At 57.5% G+C, this 23,984-nt stretch carries 21 protein-coding genes; 11 read left to right on the top strand and 10 right to left on the bottom strand.

The features are described from left to right. Nucleotides 1–403 precede the first annotated feature (403 nt). Complete coding sequence (ffh, locus tag ACGK9W_RS00870) at nucleotides 404–1,774, bottom strand: signal recognition particle protein (protein WP_405418766.1); 1,371 nt, start codon at nucleotides 1,772–1,774, stop codon at nucleotides 404–406. Nucleotides 1,775–1,956: 182 nt separating this feature from the next. Between ffh and ACGK9W_RS00865 the strand changes: the two genes are divergently transcribed. The 5 genes from ACGK9W_RS00865 to ACGK9W_RS00845 all read left to right on the top strand — a co-directional run bounded on the left by ACGK9W_RS00865 (nucleotide 1,957) and on the right by ACGK9W_RS00845 (nucleotide 8,074). Beyond that, nucleotides 1,957–2,763, top strand: a complete 807-nt coding sequence (locus ACGK9W_RS00865) for an inner membrane protein YpjD (RefSeq protein ID WP_008176250.1) — start codon at nucleotides 1,957–1,959, stop codon at nucleotides 2,761–2,763. An 85-nt stretch (nucleotides 2,764–2,848) separates the two neighbouring features. After that, the gene (locus ACGK9W_RS00860; RefSeq protein WP_008176252.1) at nucleotides 2,849–4,135 is read left to right on the top strand and encodes an HlyC/CorC family transporter; all 1,287 of its coding nucleotides are present in this window, start codon (nucleotides 2,849–2,851) and stop codon (nucleotides 4,133–4,135) included. Between the two features lie 157 nt (nucleotides 4,136–4,292). Next, nucleotides 4,293–4,895 carry a Yip1 family protein gene (locus ACGK9W_RS00855; protein ID WP_008176254.1) on the top strand — a complete coding sequence of 201 codons (603 nt, stop codon included), beginning with the start codon at nucleotides 4,293–4,295 and terminating at the stop codon, nucleotides 4,893–4,895. A 195-nt stretch (nucleotides 4,896–5,090) separates the two neighbouring features. Further along, nucleotides 5,091–7,316: a DUF1631 domain-containing protein gene (locus ACGK9W_RS00850; RefSeq protein WP_008176256.1), complete on the top strand. Its 2,226-nt coding sequence runs from the start codon at nucleotides 5,091–5,093 to the stop codon at nucleotides 7,314–7,316. Nucleotides 7,317–7,321: 5 nt separating this feature from the next. After that, nucleotides 7,322–8,074 carry an energy transducer TonB gene (locus ACGK9W_RS00845; RefSeq protein WP_008176259.1) on the top strand — a complete coding sequence of 251 codons (753 nt, stop codon included), beginning with the start codon at nucleotides 7,322–7,324 and terminating at the stop codon, nucleotides 8,072–8,074. A 10-nt stretch (nucleotides 8,075–8,084) separates the two neighbouring features. Here ACGK9W_RS00845 and grxD read toward each other — a convergent pair whose 3' ends face one another. Then, nucleotides 8,085–8,411, bottom strand: coding sequence for a Grx4 family monothiol glutaredoxin (grxD, locus tag ACGK9W_RS00840; RefSeq protein ID WP_008176261.1), 327 nt, complete (start codon nucleotides 8,409–8,411; stop codon nucleotides 8,085–8,087). A gap of 238 nt (nucleotides 8,412–8,649) precedes the next feature. Here grxD and argF point away from each other — a divergent pair, with 238 nt between their 5' ends. Further along, complete coding sequence (argF, locus tag ACGK9W_RS00835; protein ID WP_008176263.1) at nucleotides 8,650–9,564, top strand: ornithine carbamoyltransferase; 915 nt, start codon at nucleotides 8,650–8,652, stop codon at nucleotides 9,562–9,564. Nucleotides 9,565–9,568: 4 nt separating this feature from the next. Beyond that, nucleotides 9,569–10,642 carry an ABC transporter ATP-binding protein gene (locus ACGK9W_RS00830; RefSeq protein ID WP_008176266.1) on the top strand — a complete coding sequence of 358 codons (1,074 nt, stop codon included), beginning with the start codon at nucleotides 9,569–9,571 and terminating at the stop codon, nucleotides 10,640–10,642. 9 nt (nucleotides 10,643–10,651) lie between these two features. On the opposite strand, the gene glpK is transcribed toward ACGK9W_RS00830, so the two are convergent. The 3 genes from glpK to ACGK9W_RS00815 form a co-directional block, all read right to left on the bottom strand. Further along, nucleotides 10,652–12,133, bottom strand: a complete 1,482-nt coding sequence (glpK, locus tag ACGK9W_RS00825) for a glycerol kinase GlpK (RefSeq protein WP_008176268.1) — start codon at nucleotides 12,131–12,133, stop codon at nucleotides 10,652–10,654. A 257-nt stretch (nucleotides 12,134–12,390) separates the two neighbouring features. Further along, complete coding sequence (locus ACGK9W_RS00820) at nucleotides 12,391–14,010, bottom strand: ATP-binding protein (RefSeq protein WP_227507729.1); 1,620 nt, start codon at nucleotides 14,008–14,010, stop codon at nucleotides 12,391–12,393. A gap of 22 nt (nucleotides 14,011–14,032) precedes the next feature. Beyond that, a complete protein-coding gene (locus tag ACGK9W_RS00815; protein ID WP_014576254.1) occupies nucleotides 14,033–14,770 on the bottom strand; it encodes a response regulator in 738 nt (245 codons plus the stop codon). A 246-nt stretch (nucleotides 14,771–15,016) separates the two neighbouring features. On the opposite strand from ACGK9W_RS00815, the gene ACGK9W_RS00810 reads away from it, so the two are divergent. Continuing rightward, nucleotides 15,017–15,778: a GNAT family N-acetyltransferase gene (locus tag ACGK9W_RS00810; RefSeq protein WP_053114618.1), complete on the top strand. Its 762-nt coding sequence runs from the start codon at nucleotides 15,017–15,019 to the stop codon at nucleotides 15,776–15,778. Nucleotides 15,779–15,795: 17 nt separating this feature from the next. Then, complete coding sequence (locus ACGK9W_RS00805; RefSeq protein WP_075267665.1) at nucleotides 15,796–16,656, top strand: 1-acyl-sn-glycerol-3-phosphate acyltransferase; 861 nt, start codon at nucleotides 15,796–15,798, stop codon at nucleotides 16,654–16,656. Here ACGK9W_RS00805 and ACGK9W_RS00800 read toward each other — a convergent pair. The 4 genes from ACGK9W_RS00800 to ACGK9W_RS00785 all read right to left on the bottom strand — a co-directional run bounded on the left by ACGK9W_RS00800 (nucleotide 16,574) and on the right by ACGK9W_RS00785 (nucleotide 20,969). Next, nucleotides 16,574–17,044 carry a peptidylprolyl isomerase gene (locus ACGK9W_RS00800; protein WP_008176279.1) on the bottom strand — a complete coding sequence of 157 codons (471 nt, stop codon included), beginning with the start codon at nucleotides 17,042–17,044 and terminating at the stop codon, nucleotides 16,574–16,576. The two genes, ACGK9W_RS00805 and ACGK9W_RS00800, sit on opposite strands and share 83 nt — an antisense overlap. Continuing rightward, nucleotides 17,044–19,254: an acetyl-CoA hydrolase/transferase C-terminal domain-containing protein gene (locus ACGK9W_RS00795; protein WP_405418759.1), complete on the bottom strand. Its 2,211-nt coding sequence runs from the start codon at nucleotides 19,252–19,254 to the stop codon at nucleotides 17,044–17,046. The genes ACGK9W_RS00800 and ACGK9W_RS00795 overlap by 1 nt, the downstream gene beginning before the upstream one ends. A 127-nt stretch (nucleotides 19,255–19,381) precedes the next feature. Continuing rightward, nucleotides 19,382–19,705, bottom strand: a complete 324-nt coding sequence (locus ACGK9W_RS00790) for a hypothetical protein (RefSeq protein WP_008176283.1) — start codon at nucleotides 19,703–19,705, stop codon at nucleotides 19,382–19,384. A 226-nt stretch (nucleotides 19,706–19,931) separates the two neighbouring features. Then, a complete protein-coding gene (locus tag ACGK9W_RS00785; RefSeq protein ID WP_008176285.1) occupies nucleotides 19,932–20,969 on the bottom strand; it encodes an NADP(H)-dependent aldo-keto reductase in 1,038 nt (345 codons plus the stop codon). Between the two features lie 126 nt (nucleotides 20,970–21,095). Between ACGK9W_RS00785 and ACGK9W_RS00780 the strand changes: the two genes are divergently transcribed. Both ACGK9W_RS00780 and ACGK9W_RS00775 read left to right on the top strand, forming a co-directional pair. Further along, entirely contained in the window at nucleotides 21,096–22,304 is a 1,209-nt protein-coding gene (locus ACGK9W_RS00780; protein WP_405421134.1) for a glycosyltransferase family 4 protein, read from the top strand. Then, on the top strand, nucleotides 22,270–22,818 hold the full coding sequence (locus ACGK9W_RS00775; RefSeq protein WP_405418756.1) for a phosphatase PAP2 family protein: 549 nt from the start codon (nucleotides 22,270–22,272) through the stop codon (nucleotides 22,816–22,818). Before ACGK9W_RS00780 ends, ACGK9W_RS00775 begins: the two co-directional genes overlap by 35 nt. On the opposite strand, the gene dinB is transcribed toward ACGK9W_RS00775, so the two are convergent. Beyond that, complete coding sequence (gene dinB, locus ACGK9W_RS00770; RefSeq protein ID WP_405418754.1) at nucleotides 22,815–23,879, bottom strand: DNA polymerase IV; 1,065 nt, start codon at nucleotides 23,877–23,879, stop codon at nucleotides 22,815–22,817. The genes ACGK9W_RS00775 and dinB overlap by 4 nt on opposite strands. Nucleotides 23,880–23,984: the final 105 nt, after the last annotated feature.

The following is a 23,984-nucleotide window of genomic DNA, read 5'->3' as shown; positions in this document are numbered from 1 at the left end:
GGGCGACCCAATTGTCAAACGCCTCGCTATCAAGCTTGCAGTGGTCCCGGAGCGAAAATAGATCTTCCTGCTCCAGCAGGCATCCTGCGTAGAACTCCTCGTCCAGCCTTCGCCCATTCGACACTTCCCATCGCCGCAAATGCTTTAAAGCCGACAATACCTTTTCCACGGTGCTCGCCTGGCTTTTTGGTCTCATTAAGACAGTGATAAACAATGAGATGTAGAAATCTGGCATACCCCCGCTGTCGACTAACATGGGGTATCGCTCACCCGACTCCAGGATTAGATACTCCACATGCAAATCAACCATTCGGGAAGCCCTTTAATACACCTTTTGTTTAACTTACCATTCTAAACCGCAAATAAAAAGAAAGGGCACCAAAAAATGCCCCTCTTTTTTCTATCAAAAAGGCCTTCCACCCGGTCCTTTCGGCATATTCATACCCCCCATTAGGGCACTTAAATTCTTCATCTTCCCAGAACCAAACTTTTTCATCATCTTCTGCATTTGCTTGTGCTGTTTCAGCAGACGATTGACGTCCTGGATCTGGGTTCCAGACCCCGTGGCGATACGGCGCTTGCGGGAATTGTTGATCACATCCGGGTAACGCCGCTCTTTTGGCGTCATGGAGCAAATGATCGCCTCCATCTGCCCCATGGACTTGTCGTTGACCTGTTGCTGCGCCACCTGGGCCATCTGCCCCATGCCGGGCAACTTGTCGAGCAGGCCACCGATGCCACCCATGTTCTTCATCTGCTGAAGCTGATCCCGAAAATCCTCCAGATCGAAGCTTTTGCCCTTTTTGATTTTCTTGGTGAGCTTCTGGGCCTTCTTCTGATCAAGCTTGCGCTCTGCCTCTTCAATCAGCGAGAGCACATCGCCCATACCCAGGATCCGGGAGGCAACCCGGTCCGGATAGAACGGCTCCAGCGCATCAGACTTTTCACCAACACCCAGGAACTTGATCGGCTTACCGGTAATGTGACGAACAGACAAGGCGGCACCGCCACGGGCATCGCCATCGGTTTTGGTCAGCACCACGCCGGTCAGCGGCAGGGCATCGTTGAACGCCTTGGCGGTGTTGGCGGCATCCTGGCCCGTCATGGCATCGACCACGAACAGGGTTTCAACCGGGTTGACCGCTTTATGCAGCCGACCAATCTCTCCCATCATCTGTTCGTCGACGTGGAGTCGGCCGGCGGTATCAAGAATTACCACATCAATGTGCTTCTTCCTGGCCGCGGCAATGGCACCCTCGGCAATATCAACCGGGTCCTGATCGGCACTGCTCGGGAAGAACTCGACACCCACTTCGCCAGCGAGGGTTTCCAACTGGCGAATCGCCGCCGGACGGTAGACGTCGGCGCTGACCACCAGGACGGATTTTTTCTGCCGCTCTTTAAGGAAGCGCGAGAGTTTGGCGACCGTGGTCGTCTTACCTGCACCCTGCAGACCCGCCATCATGACTACGGCCGGCGGCTGGACGTTCAGATTGAGGGATTCATTACCCTCGCCCATGACGCGTTCCAGCTCCTGCTGGACAACTTTCACAAAGACCTGGCCCGGCGTCAGACTGCGCTGCACCTCCTGGCCAATGGCACGCTTGCGGACGCCCTCAACAAAGTCCTTCACCACCGGCAGGGCGACATCCGCCTCCAGCAGCGCCATGCGCACTTCCCGCAGGGTGTCCTTTATATTGTCATCAGTGAGGCGCGCCTGGCCGGAAATCTTGCGCAGACTGCCGGAAAGTCGGTCTTGGAGGTTCTCAAACATGTTGCTCTTCCGTACCCCGGATAAATTGAGTGCGTGAATCGGCAGAGCCGGCGACGACTCCTTGATTCCAGTTGCATAATCGCGACATTATAACCAGACTATCGCCCTGAAACGACCAGCCCGGTCAAATCGGCGCAAACCAGCGCCGATCCCCAGTCAGAACAGTGGTTAATAAGGAAGTCATGGGAACGCTGATTCTCGCGGTCACCTCTCTTTTTCTTTACAGCGTCGGTACCGCGCTGCAGGCCCTGCATTTCAGAGGCCGGGTTCAAAGCAACATTGCCATTACTACCCTGATTGGCGTTCTCGCCCTGACCAGCCACGGACTTCTCATTGGCCAGACAGTCCACCACGACGGCGGCTTCGATTTCAGTTTTTTCAAAAGCTCCGTGCTTATTTCCTGGCTGATCGTCTTCCTTCTATTGGGACTCAACCTTAAAAAGCCGGTGCAAAGCCTGTTTCTCGGCGTGTACCCGCTGGCCGGCCTCACCATTATTCTCGCCCTGGTTACCCATGGACCCTCGAGACTGGTGTCCGAGCAAAGCTACGGCATGCTCTCCCATATTGCGCTTTCGGTGACAGCCTACAGCCTCTTTACTCTGGCGGCCATCCAGGCGGTTCTACTTTACTTCCAGAATCGCCAACTGAAGCACAATTACAACAGCCTGCTGGTTCGTAACCTGCCACCTCTTCAAACCATGGAGTCGCTGCTGTTCGAGATGGTCTGGGCTGGCGTCGTCATGCTGATTCTGGCCATTGTGACCGGCGCCCTCTTTATAGAGGATCTCTTTGCCCAGAATCTCGCCCACAAGACCCTGTTCTCGATCCTGTCCCTGCTTGTGTTTGTGGCGCTCCTGATTGGTCGTTACACCAAAGGCTGGAGGGGCATCACCGCCAGCCGTTGGACCCTCGCTGGCTGCGCACTCCTGATGCTGGCCTTCTACGGCAGCAAGTTTGTGCTGGAACTGATCTTCCAGCGCGGCGGCTGACACCGGAAGCACCGGTTATTCTCTTGACACAACGCTCGCCGAAACCCTATTTTCGCTACTTGTCAGCAATATAAGGACACCTCTTTTGAACGAAACATCGCTCACCGCGCTGTTTATTCTCCTGGTTGGACTGATCCTCCTTTCCGGTTTCTTCTCGAGCTCCGAGACGGGGATGATGTCGCTCAACCGATATCGTCTCAAACATATGGCCAAAACCGGCCATAAAGGTGCCAAGCGCGCCCAGGGCCTGCTGCAACGAACCGACCAGCTGATCGGCGTCATCCTGATCGGCAACAACTTCGTGAACATCTTCGCCTCTTCGATCGCCACGGTTATCGCGATTCGGGTCTGGGGCGATGCCGGCATCGCGATTGCCACCATCCTGCTGACCATCGTGATCCTGATCTTCGCAGAAGTCACTCCGAAAACCCTTGCAGCACTATTTCCCGAGAAAATTGCCTTCCCGGCCAGTTACATACTCGGTCCGCTGCTGAAAATCCTGTATCCGATTGTCTGGGCGGTGAACCTGTTCACCGGAGGCATACTGAAACTGCTGGGCGTTTCCGCCGCAGACGCTGCCAACGACCACCTCAGCCGGGAAGAACTGCGAACACTGGTGAATGAGGCAGGCGCCCTGATACCCGCCAAGCACAAGGACATGCTGGTCAGCATTCTGGACCTGGAAAAAGTGACCGTGAATGACATCATGGTGCCGAGAAACGAGGTAGTGGGTATCGACCTGGAAGACGACACCGACACCATTCTGCGCCAACTGCGCAGCAGCCAGCATACCCGGCTTCCGGTCTTCAAGGGCGACATCAATAACATTCAGGGCATACTGCACCTGCGCAGCGCTTCCAAACTGCTGCAACAGGAGGAAATCAACAAGGCCATGATCATGCAGCTTTGCCAGGAACCCTATTTCATTCCGGAAAGCACGCCCCTGAACACCCAACTGATCAACTTCCAGAAAGGTCGTCGACGGTTCGGCGTTGTTGTCGATGAATACGGCGACGTTCTTGGCCTCGCGACACTGGAAGACATACTTGAAGAGATCGTCGGCGACTTTACGACGGACTATGCCGCCACCAGCCCGGACATCATTCCGCAGGACAACGGCACGTTCATTATTGATGGCACTTCCGCCGTTCGAACCATCAACAAGACCCTGGGCTGGAAGCTCCCTACCGATGGCCCTAAAACCCTTAACGGCCTGATTACCGAAACCCTGGAGAACATCCCCGACACCAACGTCTGCCTGAAAGTGGACGGCCATCGGGTAGAAGTGCTGCAGATCAAGGACAATGTCGTGAAAGCAGCCATTGTGCACCCGAAAAAACGCAAAAAACGTTCTCTGTCACTGAAACAGTAAAACCCGGACACCTCCTCCCTATGGCGCTATAGACCCTTCGGTTATAGCGTCTCCCGTTCTTGAAAGATCAAAATTTAACCGCCAGCTTGACCCCCGGTGATCCCCCACCAACACTGAAGGAGCGTGCGATACAAAAACAATCACAAGGAATACGTCCATGAGTCTGACACACACGTTTGGCCTGCTCGCCCATCCCGACCAGGAGTGGGAGGCGATCCGCAATGAATCCGAGACTGTCACAAGACTGTACGCCGGCCACATTCTGCTGCTGGCATTGATCCCTGCGGTTGCCGGCTTCATCGGAACAACCCAGGTAGGCTGGCAAATTGGTGATGGCCAGATCACCAAGCTGTCGGTAACGAGCGCACTCCAGCTTTCCACACTTTTCTACGCGGCCATGCTTGCCGGCATTTTTATACTCGGCAAGTTCATTGATTTTTTCGCCGCAACGTATGATGCGGTAGAACGGACGCCCAGAGGCGTTGCTCTGGCGGCGTACACGGCAACCCCGATTTTCCTGATTGGCGTAATCGCCGCGTATCCGAACATATGGGTGAATATGCTGGCAGGCCTGGTGGCGGTTGCCTACGCGGTCTACCTGCTTTACGAAGGGCTACCGATTCTGATGAGGATCCCGGCGGACAAGGGGTTCATGTTCGCTTCTGCAGTCCTGACGGTTGGCCTGGTTATGTTCGTTGCCCTGCTCGCCATCAGTGTTGTTATCTGGAGCATGGGCATAGGCCCGGTTTACGTGAACTGACCGCAAATTATCTTGCAAGTCAGTAATCTGCACGAGGGTGCCTGTTGGGCACCCCGTGTTTTTTTGAATTTGCTCCCACGTTAGCGTTTGGTCATGTTAACTTTGGGCAAAATGCGGTAAATTTAACCAATAACGAGAATCCAAGGATTTCAAGCTCGGTCATGTATCCGGTTGAGGCGTAAACAGGAGTCTGCCATGAACAAGCAGTCCGGCATACATTACCTCCGCGAACACAGGGAAGCCGGAAGTAACAGACCGGTTCCTGCGGAGGTCACCCGCATCCGGGACACGGTTGTCGCCGGGCTCGGTGATTTGCTGCAGGGCGCCTTCGACGCCGTCGACGATTCGCTGTTCGAGCTGGCCAATAATGCCCGCAGCAACAACGAACAGAACCGGTACTTCGAGGCGATGCGTGAAATTCGCATCAAGCGTAAGGGTGTCGAGCGGCATTTCCAGAACACCGTTGCCCAATATTTTGCCACCCCCCCTCACACCGGACCGCTTCAGGAAGAACAGCTGAGCAAGCAGGCCAGCGCCGACACTCTTGCCCTGGTCGGCAATGACGACCTTGAGGAGCAGGTTGCCCTCAACGCCATGATCACCAAGGCAAAGGCGCACTTTCAGGGCCCACTGCTGCAACTCCAGACCCGTTTCAGTCAGGTGTACCCGGAAGCCACCGACGAATCACCGGTCAATCCGATGGCACCGGAACACCTTTGCAGTGCGTTCACAGAGGCAATACAGGCCCTTGAGATCCAGATCCGTGAGCGCCTGATCCTGCTCAAGCAGTTTGACCGCTATGTTGTGTCCAACCTCGGCATGCTGCTGGACGAAGCCAACCGCATACTGATCCAGGCCGGGATCATTCCGAACTTCCGTTATCACGGCAAATCCGGTCAGCAGCATGAGGCCTCCAGTCCCCAGTCGGCAGAGGCGCCAAAACAGGAAAGCGCGCCGGACGCTTCCGCGGCAGAACGGGCCGGCCAGGCCGCCAGCAGCAGCGCGGTTTTCGAACAGATCCGACAGATGCTGGCGCTGCAACGGGCCAATGCGGGCATACCTCCCCGTGCCTCGGACCCGAATGTCCGGGTCGTGGGTGACTCCGAGCTGGCAAGCCTTCTCAATTCATTGCCGCTTTCAGCCCCCCGGCAGGACCAGGGCAACCTGAGCGCCGGCGAACCTGTCAGCGTTGATCTCCGTCAGCTGGTACAACAGCTCCTTTCCCAGACCGATACCGGGGATGGTCGAAAACCGGCGCTTAACGAGGTCGATGAAGACCTCATTAACCTGGTTTCCATGCTGTTTGAATTCATTCTTGACGACTACAACCTGTCAGCTCCGGTTCAGGTGTTGATAAGCAGGCTGCAGATTCCGATCCTGAAAGTGGTTATCCGGGACAAGAGTTTCTTCAGCCAGGCTACGCACCCGGCCAGACGTCTCCTGAACTCCCTGGCGAGAGCAGGCATTGGCTGGAGTAGCAGCGACGAGAAAACCAAGGACAAACTCTACGGACAGATTCACAACATTGTGCAAAGGATTCTCAACGAATTTGACGGTGATGTTTCGCTTTTTGAAACCCTCAATCAGGAATTCGAACAGTTCCTTGAACGGGAGAACCGAAAGGCGTCTCTGGTTGAGCAGAGAACCCGTGAATCCGAGCGGGGTCGGATCAAGTCCCAGACGGCTCAACAAACCGTCGACAATCTTCTTAAACAGAAGGTGTCCCGTTACAAACTGCCGGAGTCCATCCATGACATCCTGATGAATGGCTGGAGCCGCGTGATGTTTCTTGCCTATCTCAGGGATGACGTGGAGCATCGGTGGAATGCCACGGTGAAGGTCGTCGATGATCTGATCTGGTGTCTTCACCCCCATCAGGAAGATGACGAAAGAGACCAGTGGGTGCGGGTCGTGCCTGGCCTGCTGAAATCACTGCGGTCAGGACTTGAAGAGGTCTCCTATAACTCATCGAGACTCGATGAAATGATGGGCCAGCTCAAGCATCAGCTGGCAGAGGCATTCCGGACCAATGCTGCCATCGAAGCACTACAGGATTCTCCTGAAGAGCCGGCGGAAGAGGAAATCGCGACCGTTCACCAGACGGCCGTTGAGCGCCAGCAGGAACTGGAAGACGCTGCAATCTCGGAATATGTTGCCCAGATTGACGGTATCGAGATTGGTAACTGGGTCGAGTTTCGACTGGTCAATGGTGCAAACTTCCGCTGCAAGCTGTCCGCCATCATTGATGAAGCAGATTGCTTTGTCTTTGTGAACCGGATGGGGCTGAAAGTGATTGAGAAAACCCGGGTTGAACTGGCCCATGAAATGCGCCGTGGCCGGCTGACCCTGCTTGAGCAGGGCGCATTGATTGATCGGGCCCTGGATGCGGTTGTCGGCACCCTCCGGAGCAAGACCGCCTGACGCCAATGCCTGAAAAAAGCAGTCCCAATGCCCTGCCGGCTGCCTACCGGCTTGGGCTTGCCTTGTCTCTGGCTCTTTTCCTACACACGCTCCTGCTTTCAGGCATCTCCTCGCCCAAGGAAGAACCAACGGTCACGCACAGGGAGAGTGTAAGGTTTGAGCTGGTAGCCCCGGGCACTCTTAGAACGGTTGCCGACCCGTCAGCTGACCTCAGTCCTCGTCGGGATGCACCACGGGTAACGCCGTTTGAGATTGATCCTCCTGAGCCGGAACCCCTCTCCAAACCGGAGGTTGTGACATCCCGCGAGCCGCAAACCCCCGCCCCGACAAAGGCAACAAATACCAGCGTCCCCCGGAGCGAAGCCGCACAGTCAAGCGCCAGCTCTGCTGCCGGAGAAGAACCCGAACAGCTCCCTGAAAAAACGGAGGAGAGCATTACGAGGGTTACGGAGTCACCGGGCGAGCTCGACCCCTATGTGGTCAAACTGGCCGTCCATCTGGCCCATCAACTTGAAGAACTGAGAGTGCCGGCCATGAGGAGCCTCACTGACACGGTCGCTATGGAAGTCGAACTGCAGTTGCTTGGAAATGGCGCCCTGACCCGGGCAAGGGTTCTGAAATCAACAGGAATCAAGCCAATCGATGAAGCTGCATATCGGGCTGCGCTGGCGGCTAGCCCCTACCCTCAGCCACCGAAGGATAGCGGGAGCGCGAACCGCTTCGAGGTGGAACTGTTGTTCACCCCGAAACGGCTCTGAGCGGCAGTGATCAGGCTTCTGCCTGCTTCGCCGCCTCTTTGACAAGTTTGGCCAGCTCACCGCTCTCGGACATTTCGAGAACAATGTCACATCCGCCAACGAGCTCACCATTGATGTACAGCTGGGGATACGTGGGCCAGCTGGAGTAAACCTTCAGGGCTTCACGAAGCTCCTGGTTATCCAGAATATTGACGAAGGCAAAGCGTTCGCCGCAGGCCATTACCGCCTGTACGGTTTTGGCCGAGAAGCCACACTGGGGTGCCTGTGGGCTGCCCTTCATGTACAGGATGATCGGATTCTCTTCAAGCTGGCTCTTAATGGTTTCATTGATATCCATGAACATTCACCTCTGTTGGAACAGTCTTGCCACACGGCAATTTTCTTGACGCTATTGTACACGGGTGCCGAACACCTCACCAAACACCTTGATTTGACCTCGAGCAACACCGGCAGTTCCAGCCCGGCCACAGCGTTGTCATACCTGCTCCGAAGGGCTAGACTTGATGCCCCATTTTTTCAGCCAACGTTCAGGCAATCCCGCCAGCAGCGGGGTTCGGTGAGATAAGGGCCATTGCATGGCGGCACGACATTTTCTGACATTGAATGACATGACAACCAACGAGCTGGAAAGCCTGGTTGATCATGCCACAGCATTGCGCAACGAGTGGCGGCAAGGGAAGGTTCGGGACTCCCTCAAGAACCGTGTCCTTGCGATGATCTTCGAAAAATCATCAACGCGAACCCGGGTTTCTTTTGAAGCCGGCATGACCCAGCTCGGCGGCTCCGCAATGTTCCTGTCGCCACGGGATACCCAGCTTGGCCGGGGCGAGCCGATAGAAGACTCGGCTATCGTTATCTCCAGCATGGTTGATGCGGTGATGATCCGCACCTTTGCCCATGAAACCGTGGAGCGCTTCGCGGCTGCATCACGGGTGCCGGTGATCAATGCGCTGACCGATGACTTTCACCCATGCCAATTGCTGGCCGATATGCAAACATTCCGGGAACACCGCGGCAGTATTCGCGGCGCTACCGTTGCCTGGATCGGCGATGGCAACAACATGTGCCACTCCTACATCAATGCCGCCGCACAGTTCGATTTCAACCTGAACATCGCCTGTCCTGAGGGCTACGAGCCGGCAGAATCAATGCTCAAGGGCCACGAAGACCGGGTCAAGGTGTTCCGGGAGCCGGCCGAGGCGGCCCGAAACGCCCAGCTCCTGGTGACCGACGTCTGGGCTTCCATGGGCCAGGAAGACGAGCAGAAAGCCCGTGAAAGGGCGTTCAGTGGCTATCAGATCAATCCCGGGCTGCTCTCTGTGGCCGATAAGGATGTGCTGTTCATGCATTGCCTCCCGGCTCACCGTGGTGAGGAAATATCGGCGGACATGATGGAGCATCCTGCCTCCGTGGTCTGGGACGAGGCCGAGAACCGCCTGCACGCCCAGAAGGCACTGCTCGAATTTCTCATCCTGAACCGGCTGGACTGATTCCATGAGCACAACCGCACAATCTCCGGCAGACTGGCTGCTCGAGGTCAATAACCTGTCCTGCGGCTACGGCGGGGATTCTGTGGTCAAGGATGTCAGCTTTGCCCTGAGCCATGGCGACATCGGCTGCCTGCTTGGCCCGAGCGGCTGCGGCAAAAGTACCATACTGCGCGCCCTCGCCGGTTTTCTTCCACTGAGTGGTGGCGAGATTTCGCTGCAGTCCCAGGCCATCAGCCTGCCCGGACGCACCCTGCCCCCGGAAAAGCGTCGGATCGGCATGGTGTTCCAGGATTACGCCCTGTTTCCGCACCTGACTATCGCTGACAACGTGGGGTTCGGTCTGCGGAATCTGAACAAGGCAGAGAAACGGCAGAAGGTCATGGAACTACTGAATGTCGTGCATCTGCAGGATCTGGCCGACAACTATCCCCATGAACTGTCTGGCGGCCAGCAGCAGCGCGTTGCCCTGGCCCGCGCCCTGGCACCCGAGCCCACGCTGATTTTGCTGGATGAGCCGTTTTCCAATCTGGACGCGGATCTGCGCCGTCGGCTGAGCCTGGATGTTCGCGAAATCCTGAAGACGCTCGGCATCAGCGCCATTCTGGTTACCCACGACCAGCAGGAAGCCTTCGCCATGTGCGATCAGGTCGCTGTGTTGCGGGACGGCAGGATCCAGCAGTGGGACGTGCCCTACAACCTCTACCATGAACCGGCAAATCGTTTCGTTGCCAGCTTCGTGGGTCAGGGCGGATTCGTCCCCGGCACCGCCCTGGGGCCGGATACTATTGAATCCGAGCTCGGCGTGATCCACGGCAACCGGGCCTACAAATGGGAACCCGGCACCCTGGTAGACGTTCTGATCCGGCCCGATGACATCGTTCATGACCCCGACTCGGATCTGCAGCCAAAGGTGGTTGAGAAAACCTTTGCCGGCACTTCCACGCTCTACCGTTTCCGGTGTTCCGAAGACACAGAGTTCGAAGCCCTGTTCCGCAGTCACCTGGATTTCAACCTGGGTGAGCATGTGCCGGTGCGTGTCGAGGCGGATCACCTGATTGCCTTCGAACGCACCAGCTGATTGAGAGATTCAGTTGTTGCAGACGCGCTCGACAGCATCCAGCCAGCCAGCGTAGAGAGATTCTCGCAAAGCCGGGCGCATTTCCGGATGGAACTGCCGCTCGCATTCCCAGAGCGCGGAGATCTGCTCAAGGTTGTCAAAAATACCTGTCTGTAGTCCCGCAAGGTAGGCAGCTCCGAGAGCGGTTGTCTCTGTAACCCGGGGCCGGTCAACGGTGACATTCAGTATGTCGGCCAGGAACTTCATCACCCAGTCGTTCACCACCATACCGCCATCCACGCGCAGCGATTCAAGTCGGGCGCCGTCGTTCTGGATCGCCCGCACCAGGTCCTTGGTCTGATAGCAGACCGACTGCAGGCCGGCGGTAACGATCTCGCCAATGCCCGTATCCCGCGTCAGGCCCATGATGGCGCCGCGAGCATGAGGATCCCAATGAGGGGCTCCCAGGCCGGTAAACGCCGGAACCAGGTAAACCGGATTGTCGACTCCGACCGCCTCCGCATGGGCGGAAGATTCATTGGCGTGGGCAATCAGCTTGAGCCCGTCCCTCAACCACTGCATGGCAGCACCGGCAACAAAAATACTTCCTTCTACCGCGTAACAGGGCTTGCCGTTTAGCCGATAGGCCATGGTGGTCAGCAACCGATTTTCGGACCGAACGGCCTTATCGCCCGTATTGAGCATGAGAAAACAGCCGGTGCCGTAAGTGCTCTTGGCCATGCCCGGGTAAAAGCAGGCCTGCCCCACGAGAGCCGCGTGCTGATCCCCTGCAATGCCGGCAATCATAACTGGCGCGCCCAACCACTGTACTTCGGCGGTGCCATAGTCTGCGGCGCTATCGAGTACTTCCGGCAGCAAGGCCCGCGGCACGCGAAACAGGGCCAGAAGATCGTCGTCCCAGTCCTGCTTGTGAATATTGAAAAGAGCCGTTCTCGAGGCATTGGTGGCATCGGTGCAGTGGGATTTTCCGTTCGTCAGGTTCCAGAGCAGCCAACTGTCCACCGTTCCAAAAGCCAGTGCACCGGATTCGGCCCGGGCGCGGGCGCCCTCCACGTTATCGAGAATCCAGGCTATCTTGGTGGCCGAAAAGTAGGGATCAATTAGCAGCCCGGTTCGTTCAACAACCGTGTCCTCATGGCCGTCTGATTTCAGCTTGGTACACCAGGACGCGGTTCGACGGTCCTGCCAGACAATAGCGTGGTAGATCGGCTCGCCGGTTGCGCGGTCCCAAATCACCGTGGTTTCCCGCTGATTGGTGATACCAATACCCGCCAGCTCCGAGGCGTCGATACCCGCTTTGTCGAGCGCGCCGCGACACACCGCCAGAGTGCTGTCCCAGATTTCCCGAGCATCGTGCTCCACCCAGCCATCTTTCGGGAAATACTGGTGAAATTCCTGCTGATCGGTTGCAACGCTGTTGCCCGTTTGATCAAAAACAATAGCACGGGAACTGGTTGTGCCCTGGTCGATGGCAAGCAGATAACGGGTCATGGACGGCCTCCTTTTGTTTCCCGGAATTCTAACAGCAGAGCAGACGGGAAAGGGTGACCGATATGGAATTTGGGAGCAGGCATAAAAAAAGGGCCGGAAAACCGGCCCTCAAATGACGAATGAAACAAGGAAAGTTCGTAAGAACTACAACCTCAAAAGTCATCCCTTACGCTTTGCAGTATTGACCGGCCCGCCAAAAACTTCAGTAGTGCTTGTGTAGCTGCTTTGTTACATCAGGTGAGGCGATGGGGTCTGGCTCACACAATGGAGTCCACCGGTTTTTTTCTGGGCCAGACCAGGCTGAATTTTGCACCGCCAAGCGTGTCGCTCCTGCTGACGAAGGCGTGCCCTCCGTGCCAGTAGAGAATCCGGCGAACAATAGACAAACCCAGGCCGTAGCCGCCGGAGGTTCGGGTACGGCTGTCGTCCAGTCGGGCAAACGCAGTAAACACTTTCTCCCAGTCTTCCTCTGGAATGCCGGGGCCATCGTCTTCAACGTCAACGCGACAGTTGTCCTCATCGAAATGACAGCTGACCAGCACCTTGCCAGCCGCGTAGCGTCCTGCGTTGCCTACCAGATTCTGGATCGCCCGATGCAGGTAGCGAGGCTCAATATCCGACAGCGCCCAACGTTCCGAGACCTCATCAATGTTGCCTTCGATACTCAGCTCGGGCCGGACCATCTGCTGCTCAGAGACCACCTGGCGGACAATGTCGGTTACCGAGGTTTCCTGCAGCGAGAAAACCGGGCCGCCCTGCTCCAGCCGCGCATATGTCAGGATCTCATCAATCAGCTCGTCCAGTTCCTGGATATCGCCATCAATACCGTCCAGTTGCCTTTGCAGGGCAGACTCGTCCTGGCAGTCCTCGATCATTTGGACGCCAAAGCGGATACGGGCCACGGGAGTGCGCAATTCGTGCGAAACCGCGTGAATCATTTCCCGCTGCACCTGCACCAGGCGCTGTATGTGTTCGGCCATACCGTTGAATGACGAGGCCAGGCGGGTTACCAGCGTTCCCTCGCCCGCCTGGACCCGGGCGCTCATTTCTCCACGTGCGATTCGAACCGCTACCGACTCAACGGTTCTGAGATTACTGTCCACTTCCCGGAGCGCGAGGAAAACGGCAACGGCCAAAACCCCGCCAAGCACCAGGACCAGCAGCAGGACAACCGGCCAGGCCCAGGGATCAAACCCCGCGGGCATGTCAATCCGGTACAACTCACCGTCGGATAGCTGAACGATCACCCGTCCGCAACCGTCTGATTCGTCGGTGTAGAAGGCAAGGCCCCGCTCGGCGACCTGGTCCAGAACGTCAGAGTCCGGCAGCAGGTCGGCGTCGTCCAGGGTCTGCACTTCGACATTGAGAGAACGGGCCATTTGCGAGGCAACATTGAGACGGTCATCCGCAGAGGCTGAATCAAGATGCCACCGGAAAATCAACCCAATGGTTTCTGACACATCCCGGTAGGGCTCGTTCAGACGCAGCTGCAGGATTTCTCCGCTCAGTCCGGTTACCAGAACCCGATACCCTACGTCACTGTCGATGCCAACCACCTGGCCGTAGCCAAGTCGCTCCAGAGCCACCGGTGACAGGTTGAAACGGGAAGCAGCCCCCATGCGAAGATCAACCGCCGAACTCAGCCAGTGGTATTGCTGTAATGGTGCCGGGGCCGCAGCCAGCCAGCGCATCAGTGGCTCGGGGAAGCGTTCATGCCAGAATTGGGAGCGCACCGAGTTGATCCCGGTGAACAGCAGGACACATAAAAAAACAACCAGCGCGGTCAGGCCGGCAAGGCGGGCATAAAGCTTGAGGAAGAACTTCAGGGGCATGGTACCAACCCTGGCATGGAACACCGGTATGCGGGCGAATGGCACACCGGCTCCAGAGACTGAATCGTCAGGCTTCCTTTACGAACAGGTAGCCTTTACTACGAACGGTCTTGATGCGTCGCGGATGGATGGGGTCATCGCCAATCTTGGGTCGAATCCGGGAAACGCGAACATCAATGGATCGATCCTGACCATCATATTCAATACCACGCAAGGCGGTGAAGATTTCTTCCCGGCTAAGCACGCGGCCCGCGTTGCTGGCGAGCAACCAGAGCAAATCAAATTCGGCGCTGGTCAGATCGATGCTTTCTTCACTCAGCCAGGCCTCCCGCATGGAGCGGTCGACAACCAGATCATTGAACTGGAGGCGCACCGGTTCTTCGCCCCCTGCCTCGTCCGCCGACCCCGAGCCGGTTTCGGTCACCCGACGCAGCATCGCGCGAATACGCGCCAGCAGCACCCGGGGTTTGACCGGTTTGCCAATATAGTCATCGGCACCCATTTCCAGACCCAGGACCTGGTCCAGATCGTCGGTTCGGGCAGTCAACATGATGATCGGACCGGAAAAGAAGGGGCGCACCCGACGGCAAATGGAGAGCCCATCCTCGCCAGGCAACATGAGATCCAGAACCACCAGATCCGGCTGCTCGTTACGGATCCGCTCTACCGCGGCACCACCATGAGTTTCCAGGGAGACGGTCAACCCGTTGCTTTCAAGGTATTCGCGGGTTAACTCCGCCAACCGCTCGTCGTCCTCGACAATCAGAATTCGCCAACTTTCGTTTGTCTGTTCCACGCCATCCATCTCTGGTTTTGTTATTCCGGTTTCAGGTCATTCTGTGTACCTGACGATACAGGCAACCTGCTGTAACAGCAATTATACATGCTATTCAGAAATATACATGGAACTACTGCTTCGTTACACCCTGTGACAGAGCTCCCGTAACCTCCAATCGGACCCCGATGTCACAGACACGTCACCTGGTGGTCACCGATGTGTCATACCGGCTTCATAGGCTTGTCGGGAAATGGAAACAAAAGAGACGACGCCATGACCACACAAACCGCGAAAGCCCGCCGCAGCGCCCGTCGCCTGAAAACCGACATGACCCGGTGCCCCAGACAGGTCGAAGCAGCCCAGCGACTGCGTTACCGGGTGTTTTCGGAAGAGTATGGCAGCGACCTGGGCGCACAGACGCCAGGCATCGACGCCGACGAGTTCGACACCGTGTGTGACCACCTGGTCGTAACCGACCTGGATTCCGGCGAGCTGGTAGCGACCACGCGAATCCTGCATCAGGCAGACACGGCAGCCGTTGGCGGCTTTTATTCGGCCGGGGAGTTCGACCTGAGCGCCCTGGAGAGACTCCCTGGCACCATAGCCGAGCTGGGGCGCACTTGTGTTCACCCGGATTATCGCAATGGCGCGACCATCAGCCTGCTCTGGTCGGCAGTGGCCGAATATCTGGTTGAGCGCGGTGTTGACTACATGATTGGCTGCGCGAGCATCGGCATGTCTGACGGAGGCCTGAAAGCCTGGCGCATCGCCCGCCACCTCCAGAACGAGTACCTGGCCGATCCGGCCTTTCTGGTAAAGCCACTTCGCGCGATGCCGCATCTGACCCACACCCGGGACAGCGATCGACCGGTGGACGTTCCTGCGCTGATCCGAGCCTACATGCGTCTTGGTGCCCGTGTCTGCGGTGAGCCCTGCTGGGATCCGGATTTTCGCTGTGCCGACCTGTTGGTTGTGCTGGAGGTCAGCAAACTGGCCGGCCGCTACAGCCGGCACTTCATGCGCTCGGCATCCTGAAGACGGGAGTCTGTGAGATGAGCTGGCTGAGACTCTGCGTTCGGATCACTGCCTTTATGGCTTTTCTGGCAGCCACCACGATGCTGGCCGCCGGTTTGAGGGTCAGTGAAGTGGTTACCCGCAAAGCCATCGATCGGACACCCTGGGCCAGATTCTGTTTCCGGTGGGCCTGCCGGTGCCTGGGACTGCGTATACACCAGCATGGCTCACCCTCAGACGATACCGTTCTGTTCGTCAGCAACCACATCAGTTGGTCAGATATTCCGATTCTGGGGAGCCTGGCACCGATCCGGTTCCTGTCGAAAGCCGAGGTTGGCCAATGGCCGGTCATAGGCTGGCTGGCACGACAGGCCGGCACGCTTTTCATCCGGCGGGGAGGCGGTCAGGCCCGCCGCGTTCGGGACCAGATTATTGAGAACTTGCAGGCTGAAGAGAATGTCCTGGTCTACCCGGAAGGAACCACCAGCGCAGGTCTGACGGTATTGCCGTTCCATGGCCTGTTGCTCAAGGCCGCTCCAGAGAGCAGAACGCCGGTACAGCCGATCACCATTGCCTATCGCCGGGAAGGCCGACCCGACCATCTGGCTCCCTTCATTGAGGATGATGAGTTCCACCACCATTTGTTGCGGATGCTAGCCCAGCCTTCTGCCCGGGTCGACGTAGTCTTCCACGAACCTTTACACCCGTCGGAAAAGATACCGGCCGGAGAGTTCGCCGCCAGCCTGAGAGAGACCGTTCTGGAAGGACTGACCCGAATATACCGTGGTGAATACGACAGACCGGCAACCGAGTGCCTCAGAACAGGGGACGACCCTGGGCTACCTCATCTTCCGTCGCTTCACGGCGGCCAACGATCTCCAGATCAAAGTACAGGGTAAAGCCCGCCAAAGGGTGATTGGCGTCCACCTTAACCAGGTTGCCATCAATCCCGACAACCTGCACGATCTGCGCTTCATCGCCCGTGTTGGTCTGGAACTTCATGCCAATCTGCAGGTTCTCGATGCCTTCGAACAGTGAACGTGGCACCTTGCGCACCAGCTCGGGCTTGTGCTCACCGTACGCCATGGCCGGCGGCACCGTTACCTCCAGGCAATCGCCCACGTTGCGGTCTTTCACCGCCTGTTGGATCCCTTCAATAATCTCGGGACTGCCATAGACGAAGTGCAGGGGCTCACTGCCTTCGGAAGTATCAACCAGCTCGCCGATCTTGTTCTTCAAAACATAGTGAACGGTAAAAACGTCGGGTCTTGCTTGTGAAGCTGTCATCAGGTTTTCGAGTTTCCTGTATCCGGTGGTGTTTCGAGCTGTTGCAGGCCATGAATAACCAGTCGCTGATCCAGCTTGTCCCGCAATCCTGAAGGGTTACGCAGGCCCATGCGCTCAAGCAGGGACCCGTAACGGCCTTCGTCATCCCGGGCCCGGAGGGCCTGTAACAGAGTGGACAGTTTACCACGGCGAGTGGCCGTTGCGGCCTTGAGCCCCTTAAGGGCTTTCCCCAACGTCAGCTCCTCATCGGTAAAGTCCCTGCCAAACGGGAACGGAGGGAACAGGCTGGCATCTCCCGCAGCCGCAACGGCACGACGGATGGCTTGCGGGGTATTGTTACACCAGTCGGCAGGCAGCTTGAACGCAGGATCCACCTTGCCCGCCTTCTGGGCTTTTTTCAGAAGCTCCTGCTGGAACCGGGAGTCGGCAATGCGGATCAGCCTCAGGAAGACCTGCTCGTCGGACTGCCCTCTCAGATCGGCAATCCCGTACTCGGTAATGACTATGTCCCGCAGATGGCGGGGTATGGTGCAATGACCATAATTGAACACGATATTGGACAGTACCTTGCCCTGGGATGACCGGGTGCTGCGCAGCGACAGGATCGAACGTGCGCCCGGCAGCTCGTGAGCCATGGCAACGAAGTTGTACTGGCCACCGACGCCACTGACCACACGACCATCTTCAAGACCATCCGATACGCCAGCACCGTTGAGGGTGTACATCATAGCCGAATTGATGAACCGGCCATGAACGCGCTGCGCCGCTTTCAGCTTCTGGTCTCCGAACCGGTGGTCATACAGGTGGTTGATGAAGTTCACGCTGGTCATGCAGATTTTTGCACGCTGCTCGTCGGTCATTTCCCTGAGGTACTGGTAAAACTGCTCGGGACCAACGTAAAAACCGCCGTGCATGGCGATACCGCCAGTCAGCCGTTCCCCGAGGATGAGGGTTTGGATGGCCTGCCGGGCCTCCGGATTGTCCAGATCACCCTCGACCGACTGATCACCAATACGTAAACGGCCGCCCTTGAACTCGACAGCTTCTTTAAAGATGCCGTGCTGGACCAGCCAATGAACATCCTTTGCCCGCAACGGGCTATCAATAAGCTTTTCGCGCCGCAGGACATCGAGGGTTGCGAGAGACACTTCGCTGGGAATATCACCGCGATTGATCAATGTCTGCAGACCGGCGTGATCGTATACCTCGCGGGTAAGGATGCCTTCCTGCATCAGGTACAGGAAACCATCCACCATCATTTCACTACAGCCATAAAGCCCCTCCTCGAAGGGGCCGGTGCCACCGTCCTCGCGAACGACGGGGAAATGCTGATCAACCTGGAGATGGTCAAACACCTGCCGCCAGGCCTTATTGTGACTGTGTCTGAGAATGGCACTGTGGACCAGGGCCGCGCCCAGTGAGCCGATGCCAACCTGGAGCGTACCGCCGTCCTTCAGGAGGGTACTGGCGTAGAATCCGATCAGGTGGTCTTCCGGGCTGACCGACATCTGGGGCGCTGAGAACAGCGGATAGTCTCCCGAAGGTTGATCAAGCAAGATATCGAACCGGTCTGCTTCAATCGCCGCGTGATGGCCAAACCAGGGAAGGTTCTGGTTCATCTCGGCCACCAGCGCCACCGGCGTGCCAGCCGCCTCGCGCTCACGGAGCAGGGGAATCAGGTCCAGCGTCAGATCCGGGTTGCAGCTCAGGCTGACCTGGCCGGGCTGCCCATGGGCCTCGCCCGGCGACACCATCTGGGCGACGACATTGACACCCACCGCCATCAGATCGCGAACAGCATGGGTATAGTTGGTACACACGTAATGCCGCTGCTGGGAACGATTGTTCAGGTAACTGCCGGCTTTGAAGAAGAACTCCGAGACCTGAACATTCTCAGGAAGACGGTTTGCCGATACATCCCTGGCATAGGCAAGTTCAGGAATCCGGCCATAGAGGCGCTCAACAAAAGGCCCCATGAAACGCTTTTCCAGCGAGGAGCCGCCCTTTGGCGCCAGCAGCGACAGTGCCGTAACAATGTGCAGGCTGATTTCCGGATCGTCTTTCGCCCGCTGGTATAGCGCATTAACAAAGCGAACCGGTTTTCCGAGCCCGAGCGGCAAACCGAGAGTAATCTCCTTGCCAACCCGGCGAATCACCTCGTCAACACAGGCGTTCACATCATTTGATAACTGCCCTCTATCACCCGCCATTACCAAGCTCCTTATTGGCTAATCAGCATGTTAACGGAGATGATCACACGAGCATCGGGCACAGACAATGCGCCAGATCATGATTCTGGGGTTTGATGATACTGCCGGGTGCGGGGAATTGCGGGGTTCAGAAGTTCCACTTCAGGTTCAGGCAGGCACCCTCGTTCAGGAGCGCAATGCCATGGTCGGCCTGAGCCGGATCTGACGCATAATGCTTGCCGGAGTGCTTCGAACGGGTGAAGGTAAGGCTCAACAGGCGGGAACCGATTTCGGCAAACGCATCGGAACTGTCCTCGTCAAAATCACCGGAAACCCGTTCCTGGATTTCGAAAATCTGCTCGCTGGCTGTCTTGCTTTCGACCTGTTCGAAGACGCGCTCGGATGCTTCGGCGCGAACGACGAAAGCAACAAGATTGAGAGCGAGTAACGCAACAAAGATTCGAATAATCATGACACTGCCTGAGACCTTTTTTCCGACACGGGAGTCTACGGATACCTTAGGCTTAAGTCTAATGATTAAAGGCTGGAAAGATGTGAATCTGCACACAAAGACGCCGACTTTTTGTCACGGGATCAGCATCTTTTTGTCAATTTATGATCCCCGATATTTCAGACTGTAACAGCACCCCCGGCCAGCGCCTCTCAGCCGGGGGTTCAAGCCAACAAAGCCGGCGGGCTCAGGGGCAGGGGTAGGTGAATTCCTGGTGAATGGCCTCTATCGCTTCCAGTACCTCGGGGCTCAGGGTGACCTTTGCGGACCCTATGTTTTCCCGCAGCTGCTCCATGGATGTTGCTCCGATGATATTGCTGGTCACAAAGCTGCGGCTGTTCACGTAAGCCAGCGCCATCTGGACCGGAGACAATCCGTTCTGCCGAGCCAGCTCAACATAGGCCTGGGTGGCATCCATGCCACGACTGCCGGTGTAGCGGCTGAAACGCTCGTACAGGGTCATTCGGGCTTTTTCAGGCCACTTGCCGCCCAGATATTTGCCGGAGAGCATGCCAAAGGCCAGCGGTGAGTAGGCGAGCAAACCGGCCTGTTCCCGGTGGGCAATTTCCGCCATCCCCACCTCAAATGAACGGTTCAGGAGGTTGTAGGGATTCTGGATACTGGCCACTCTCGGCCAGCCTTTCTCGCCGGACAGACGCAGATACTCCATGGTGCCCCAGGGCGTCTCATTGGACAGTCCGATGTGCCGGACCTTCCCGGACCGAACCAGATCATTCAGCGCTTCAAGTGTTTCCTCGATCGGCGTGAAAGATTCTTCCGGGTTGTGCTCGTAACCGAGCTTGCCGAAAAAGTTCGTGCTGCGATCCGGCCAGTGCACCTGGTACAGATCAATGTAGTCGGTCTGCAGGCGTTTCAGGCTGGCGTCGCAGGCTTCCATAATATGATCCCGGGTCAGGCGCGGACCATTACGCAGGTACTTCAGTCCGTTGCCCGGTCCCGCCACTTTCGACGCAATTACCAGTTCGTTGCGGTTGCCCCTGCTTGCAAGCCAGTTTCCCAGGTAGGTCTCGGTCAGCCCCTGGGTTTCCGCCCGGGGCGGCACAGGGTACATCTCTGCGGCATCAATAAAGTTGATACCCTCGGCGACTGCGTAATCCAGCTGTTCAAATGCTTCCTTTTCGGTGTTCTGCTCCCCCCAGGTCATGGTGCCCAGGCAAATCAGGGTAACGTCGAGATCGGTCTTTCCAAGCTTTCGCGTTTGCATATCGTCTCCGATTCGGTTCGGTTAACGGGTAAAGGGAATGTCACGGGAGTGTCGCATAACTGTCATGCCGGCTTTTCATAGTAGGGGCATGTCAAAGGAAGCACAGGAAACACCGTGACCGAGACCATGCAGGCCAACCGGCGCTCACAACACATTACCATTGTTTCGGAGACTTTTCCGCCGGAAATCAATGGCGTGGCAAACACGCTCAGGCAGCTTTGCCAGGGGCTGATGCAACGTGGGCACCGGGTAACGGTTATACGGCCGCGACAGCAGCATGAGCGCAAAGGCCACTTTGCCAGTGCTGGCGAGGCACTCTTCTCCCGTGAACATGTGGTGACCGGATTGCCGCTACCCGGGTACGCCGACCTGCGCTTTGGCCTCGCCCGAACCGGCCATCTGAAAAAGCTCCTGACCACTGACCGCCCCGATGCCGTCTACGTTGCCACTCAGGGCCCGTTGGGCGTTGCGGCGACCACAGCCGCAAGGCAGATAGGGATTCCGGTCAGCTCGGGCTTCCACACAAATTTTCACAGTTACAGCCGTTATTATGGCGTCGGCATGCTGGAGAGGCTGCTGTGCCTCTACGGTCGATGGTTCCACAACCGCACGGCCATCACCCTGGTGCCGACTCGAAAAATGCAGCAGACAACCCGCGCCATGGGTATTCCGGCGACCGGCCTCTGGAGTCGGGGCGTGGACTGTCATCGCTTTACTCCCCACAAGCGAGACAGCGCACTGCGGGAATCCTGGGGCTTACAGGCCAATGACCGCGCCATTCTGTATGTCGGCCGGCTTGCACCGGAAAAGAACCTTCGGATGGCGGTTGCCTGCTTCGAACGTATTCGCGGCCTTCACCCCCAGGCCAGGTTCATACTGGTTGGCGACGGCCCGCTACGGCGCCAGCTGGCTGAACGCCACCCCGATTACGTGTTCTGCGGCACCCGCCGGGGCGACGACCTGGCACGCCATTTCGCCTCAGGCGACCTCTTCCTGTTTCCGAGCAAAACCGACACCTTCGGCAACGTGGTGCTGGAGGCAATGGCCAGCGGACTGGGCGTCGTCAGCTTTGACGACGCCGCCGCAGCCGAACACATACGCCACGAAGAAAACGGCATGAAGGTGCCTCTGGACGAGGATGAAGCATACGTCGACAGCGCTCTCCGCCTGGCCGATCAACCAACCTTGCTGAACCGTATCAGGGCCCAGGCAAGGCTGGACGCCCTGGAACAGAGCTGGAATTCCCAGATCGAACAGTTTGAACAACTGGTTTTCAATCAACCCGCAAAGGCCGGATACCATGCCATCAACAAGCAAAGCGTCTCGCTTCTTTGAACTGGCAGACCAGCGCGAATTCGCTTTCTGCCAGACTATTAACCGGGCTGTTCGTTTCCGGCCAGTCCTCGGCTATTTCCGGCTGGTAAGCCGACTGGGTGACGGCTGGTTCTGGTATGCCCTGATCCTGTCGATCCCTTTTCTTTATCCGGCCTCGGGGCCAGGGCTAGCGCTGCTCATGGCGTTGACCGGCCTTGCCTGTACCGTCAGCTACAAGCTTCTGAAGCGCTGGCTAATCCGGGAACGCCCTTTCATTTCCTTTCCTGCCATCGACTGCGGCACACCACCCCTGGACCGCTACAGTTTTCCCTCCGGCCATACCCTTCACGCTGCCTGCTTCCAGGTTATGCTCACCCTGGCCGAACCGGCGCTGGCAACGATAGTGCTGCCATTTACCCTCAGTGTCGCCGCATCACGGGTAGTCCTGGGGCTGCACTACCCCAGCGACGTCGCCGCGGGCGCTCTGATCGGCGGGCTGATGGGCTACATGGCCATGAACTGGCTGCACTTCTAATCAAACAAACGCAACTGGGTGACCGGGGCGTCATCATTGCGAAAACGCACACCGAGACCCAACAGCCGAACCGGTCGCTCCCGGTTGGTCACCAGTTCCGCCAGCAGCGGCAGATAATCTTCCAGGGTGGGCTCTTTGATCTGTTCCCGGACCCGCTCCAGGGTATGGGTTGAAAAATCACTGTAGCGGATCTTGATAAAGAGTTTATGGATCGGCTTCCTGCGCGCCTTGCGCGACAGACGAAGGTTGAGGTCGGCTACCAGGGAGGCCATAACGGTTTCGCAGGCGGCCATGTCCGGCAAGTCCTGCGAAAAGGTCCGCTCGACGCTGACTGACTTGGCGATCCGCGACACCACGACGGCCCGGTCATCCCGGCCGTGGGCCATTTCGTGGAGGCGGTAGCCCTGCTTCCCGAAGCGCTCGATTAACACATCAGCCCCAAGCGCCTGCATGTCCCCGCAGGTCTTGACCCCCAGTGCGTGGAGTTTCGAGGCCGTCACCTGCCCTACCCCGAATAGCTTCTCCACCGGCAATTCCTGCACGAAACCTTCAACGTCCTCCGGGCGGATCACGAAGAGCCCGTCCGGCTTTTCCCAGTCGCTGGCGATCTTGGCGAGAAATTTATTGGGCGCCACGCCGGCGGAAATGGTAATACCCACTTCCCTGCGTACCCGCTCCCGTAGGTGTCGGGCCATTAGCGTAGCGCTGCCCTTGTGATCGGTCACATCGGAAACGTCCAGAAAAGCTTCATCCAGAGAGAGCGGTTCCACCAGATCCGTCATTTCCCGCAGGATCGCCATCACCTGCTGTGAGACCGCCCGGTAGCGTCCCATATCCGTCGGGACGGTCACCAGGCCCGGGCAAAGGCGACGTGCCTCGCTGCCGGGCATCGCCGAACGCACACCGTAAGCTCGGGCCTTGTAATTGCAGGTAGTTACCACGCCCCGTCCACCATCACCGCCCACTGCCAGCGGCACCTCCCGGAGGCTGGGATCGTCCCGCATCTCCACGGCCGCATAGAAGCAGTCACAATCCACATGGATGATCTTGCGTTGTGGCATAATCAGGGGGCTCGCGTCGATTCTCTGTACATTTATACAGCCTTGTATCTTAAGCTAACATGCAGAGAATGTCAGGATTCCTGATAAACGGCGCATCAACCATTG

Origin of the sequence: Marinobacter flavimaris, from assembly GCF_045057155.1 — a bacterium.
GTDB classification, from domain to species: domain Bacteria; phylum Pseudomonadota; class Gammaproteobacteria; order Pseudomonadales; family Oleiphilaceae; genus Marinobacter; species Marinobacter manganoxydans.
The sequence above is the reverse complement of the archived record's forward strand: the minus strand, read 5'-3'. Positions and strand labels throughout refer to the sequence as shown.